General features: G+C 50.9%; 5 protein-coding genes. All 5 read right to left on the bottom strand.

The features are described from left to right. Positions 1 to 284 precede the first annotated feature (284 nt). Positions 285 to 545, bottom strand: a complete 261-nt coding sequence (locus tag H261_RS22500; RefSeq protein ID WP_008622442.1) for a hypothetical protein — start codon at positions 543 to 545, stop codon at positions 285 to 287. A 114-nt stretch (positions 546 to 659) separates the two neighbouring features. Next, the gene (locus H261_RS22505) at positions 660 to 1877 is read right to left on the bottom strand and encodes a tyrosine-type recombinase/integrase (protein WP_008622444.1); all 1218 of its coding nucleotides are present in this window, start codon (positions 1875 to 1877) and stop codon (positions 660 to 662) included. Positions 1878 to 1942: 65 nt separating this feature from the next. Next, positions 1943 to 2404 carry a response regulator gene (locus tag H261_RS22510; protein WP_008622446.1) on the bottom strand — a complete coding sequence of 154 codons (462 nt, stop codon included), beginning with the start codon at positions 2402 to 2404 and terminating at the stop codon, positions 1943 to 1945. 226 nt (positions 2405 to 2630) lie between these two features. After that, entirely contained in the window at positions 2631 to 3074 is a 444-nt protein-coding gene (locus H261_RS22515) for a hypothetical protein (protein ID WP_008621864.1), read from the bottom strand. Positions 3075 to 3556: 482 nt separating this feature from the next. Further along, the gene (locus H261_RS24380; RefSeq protein ID WP_081609044.1) at positions 3557 to 3835 is read right to left on the bottom strand and encodes a DUF6626 family protein; all 279 of its coding nucleotides are present in this window, start codon (positions 3833 to 3835) and stop codon (positions 3557 to 3559) included. Positions 3836 to 3862 lie beyond the last annotated feature (27 nt).

Genomic DNA, 3862 nt, shown 5'->3' on the forward strand with positions numbered 1-3862 from the left:
CATGTCATTTCGTTTCATGTAATTCGTTTTCGTATTGAAACGTATTCGTATAGTTTTATTGTTTTGGAATTGTTTTGTGTGGGAAAGTATTTAATTGGATTTAGTGGTTTGTTTGGATTTTGTGGAATATGGAAATTGGATATTGAGTAAGTACTGTATAATACATATACAAACTATAGCCCGCCCCATAAAGCTCCAAGTTCCAAAACTTCCAATGTTTCCGCGCTGTACAGCGTGTTATTTGGTTTTTGAATATTTTTCCGTCAGTAAAATTCATTGCACCGTTATTTTTGTTTAAGGTCTGTTTCAGTTTCATTTGCCGCAGCTTTGTATTTTTCCGCTTCGGCCATCATTTTTATTATATCAGCCTTTATTTGCCCCAATTCAAGTTTCGCCCGTTCCAGCTCCACCTGTTCCCGTTCCAGCGTCGCATCGCTGTAAATCATTGCCATCAATTGCCGTCTCTCGTCGCTTATCGTCTCGCCCCTGCGTTCCTTTTTCCGCACCAGCCAAGCGTCAGCGTCAATTATCTCCCGTGCCTTCATGCCACTATTTATGCAGCGTGGTCGCCGATTTTTCCAAAATTCTGACCTGGTTGTCGCCGCAATCCGCCCCGATCTGTCCCACCAACATACAGCAAGTATGTTCGTCGCCCGTTTTCAGATCAGCTTGTCCGCCGCCAGCGTCGTGCTTACATGTCCGTAATGCTGTTCAATCATCAGCACGCTCGTTCCCATGTTCCGAGCCAACAAGTAAACGTCCGTTCCGCCATACAGCAGCCTAAACGTCGCGTAGGTGTGTCTCAGGCTATAAAGCGTTCTCGCGTTGCCGTGCCTGTCCGTGTCCAAGCCAGCCGCCGCCATCAAATTCTTAAAGCCCACCTCAAACGTGTGTATGTCCTCGCCGTTGCTGTTCGTAAATAGCCCGTTTCCCTTTGCCCGCGCCTCGTCCAAGTCCTTCCAACCATAATGCGCCAGCAGCTTCTTCAACGTGTTCTTCGCCGCTCGCGTCCCAATCACCGCCCGCTTGCCCGTCTTGCCATCCACCCAAAGCCGCAGCGTTTCCGTTTGCTTGCCGTTGCCCGTGTGTATCAATTCAACGTCCCGCCAAGTCAGTCCACGCGCCTCGCCAACCCGCATGCCCGTCCCAACCAGCAGCCGCACGTAAAGTTCCAAAAGCTGCCTGTCTCGTTTAACGCGTGGATGCTCCGCAGATCGCGTGCGCTGCCGTGCCGTCCATATCAACAGCCTGTATTCCTTCACGTCAAAAGCGCCGCGCCTGTTCGTTTTTGCCCGTTTCGCCTTCATAAACGCCAGTTGCTTCAAGCTGCCTTGTTCCAGCCCGTGCTTCAAAATCTGCCGCAACATGCTCTGTTCCATCACCAGCGTTTTCGCCGAAGGCGTTGTCGCCGCTGTTGCTACCTTCCTGTCCGCACCGTAGCCCTTCGTCCAATAGTCCAGCCGCCAGTCGTCGTAATCGTTAAAGTCCGCCGTCGTTATGCTGTTGATCGGTTTTTTGCCGAAAAATGGGAGCAAGTAGCGTTTTAGCGTGCCCTCAACCAGCACCAACCGTCCCTTGCTCAAGCGTCCTTCCAGCGTCTCTCGCTGTGCCTTGCGCACGTAATCGTCCGCAAGCTGTTTGAATGTTTGATCTTTCAATGGGTGATTGTTGCGTTGCTTGTAGCGCAGCTCCTCGTACAGCTCCTCCGCCGTCCGCTTCGCCTCCGCCAAGTCCGTCGTTTTCGTGCTGCGCCGCACCAACGTGCGTTCCGTGCCAAGTCTAAAACGCGCCTGCCAAATGCCCCGTTTGTCGCTCGCCAGCGTGTACAGCACAATCCGACCGCCACGCAGTTCAATTTCACGCTGTCCAACGTCCATAGCTGCACCTTAAAAGTGCCTGTTAGCTACGTGTTAGTATAGCGTCTTGTTATCTAAAGAATGACCTATATATCTTTGGCGTTAGCCGCAGTCATCTTCATACATTTTTCGTAGTCAGTCTTTAGCTGTAAAAGCTCAGCCTCAAAATCATCAAGCGTCGTTTTTTTGTGCAAGTATATGTTAGCTTTCTTTGCGTGACATAAATACAAGTCGCGTGGGCAATCTGTCTTGCACTGCAAGCTTGTCAAAATTGCCACGTATGTGTCCGCAATTTCACCCGTGTTGCGTATTATCTCAAGCGTTTCACAACCTGAAATAACCGGCATATTTACGTCAACTATTACAATATGATACGCGCGTTCTGTCAGCGCAGCTTGCTTCAGCTTATCAATACCCGTATAGCCGTCCGTCACGTGCTCAATGCTGTAGCCAATCCTGTCCGCCTGTAGCGTCAGCTTGGTCAACGTCGCTTCCGCAACGTTGTCGTCAATAATCAGTATCCTTGCATTTTGCGCGTGTTGCGTCATCTCACCCGCCCAACAAAAAAGCTGCCCAGCCCCATGTGCCAGACAGCTTCTTCGTCACGTTCCAAACCCAGCGTTACCGCAGAATTTGGTAATGCGTGTTAGCGCGAATAGTGCAGCGAATACGAGTATTGCGCTGTTTTTGCTGCACTTTTTGCGCCATAAAAGCTGTCAGTCTCATACCTGTTATAGCCCAAACGTAATGCCGTAATCTACCACCTTTGCGCCGTCAGCCTTTCCGCAGCATGGCCAAGCGATCCTTTTTTGCAATGGCCAGGGCCTTGTCCAACTCGCCTACCTGCACAGCTTCCATCAGCGTTTCAATAACGCTCGCAAGCTGCTCCTTCGTGCCAGCCACCACCGCAGTGTTCTCGCCACTCAGTTTCAATGGCCGATTACCATAGCGCAGTTCCAGCAGCCAGTTGCCGTCAGTGTCCTGCCAAAACCACTGGCGCAGCCGCTTGCTGCGCTCGTATCCAACGCGCTCGCCGTTCTCGTCCGTCTTGTATCGCGTTTGCTTCACCGTAAACGCCGTGCCGTCCAGCATGGCCTTAACCAAGCCAAGCTGTTCCGCCAAGTTTCCAAGCACCCGCTGCCGCGCATACTGTTCCGCGCTCAGTTTCTCGGTCTTGCGCGTCGCAGTGGTCAGTTTCAATTTCGCAAATGCAGTCATGTTGTGTACTCCAAGCAGTTCGCTTGCAATACAGTACTGTCTGTGTTGTGCTATCAGTGACCGATTTATCTATAAGTAACTGTAATCGTTGTCCTATGCAGCGTATTTTCATATATTGTAGTGGTACTAAACCTGATCTGATTTTCGGCGGTCGGTTTATATTATTTCAGCCGACAAGCTCCGCTCGTCGTCACACAGCGCAGTTTCAACTGCGCTGTGTGTAGGTAGCTCCCCAAGTTGCTTTGCTGCTGCTGTGGGCGTTTCCGACGTTTTGCGTGGATCAAAGTGGGAGTAGGGACGTGCAATGCGTTTTGCGGATCGCGCCCGAACTTACGTCACGTAAGTTCGCCCCCATGCCGTCCAGCGACGTGTCGTGTTACACGACAACATCGGCCAACATACAGCATGTATGTTCGCCCCCATGTCGTTCAGCGCCAGGGAAGTGTCGTGTTACACGACAACATGCTGGACGTGGACGCAAATCAGCACCGTCCCACCATCACGCTGTCCCAAATTCGCCCACTCAGTTTCTCCAATATCGCCGCGTCCTTGCCGCGCTGTTCCGCTTTCGCCCTGACCAATGCCTTCGTCAAATTTCCAGCCAATGTCAGCAATGTCCGCAGCCCCGCTTGCCGTTGCCGCGCTTTCATGCTGCCATAATAGCTCCGATCACGTCCAAGCCACTTTTTGCTAAAGTCGTATTGACCTTCGGTTAAGTTGTTGGTTTTTAAGATTATATATGCGTTTTGTAATGCGTTCATAATTCCTCCAAATATATTTTTGAATTA

The organism is Paramagnetospirillum caucaseum (assembly GCF_000342045.1).
Taxonomy (GTDB): Bacteria; Pseudomonadota; Alphaproteobacteria; order Rhodospirillales; family Magnetospirillaceae; genus Phaeospirillum; species Phaeospirillum caucaseum.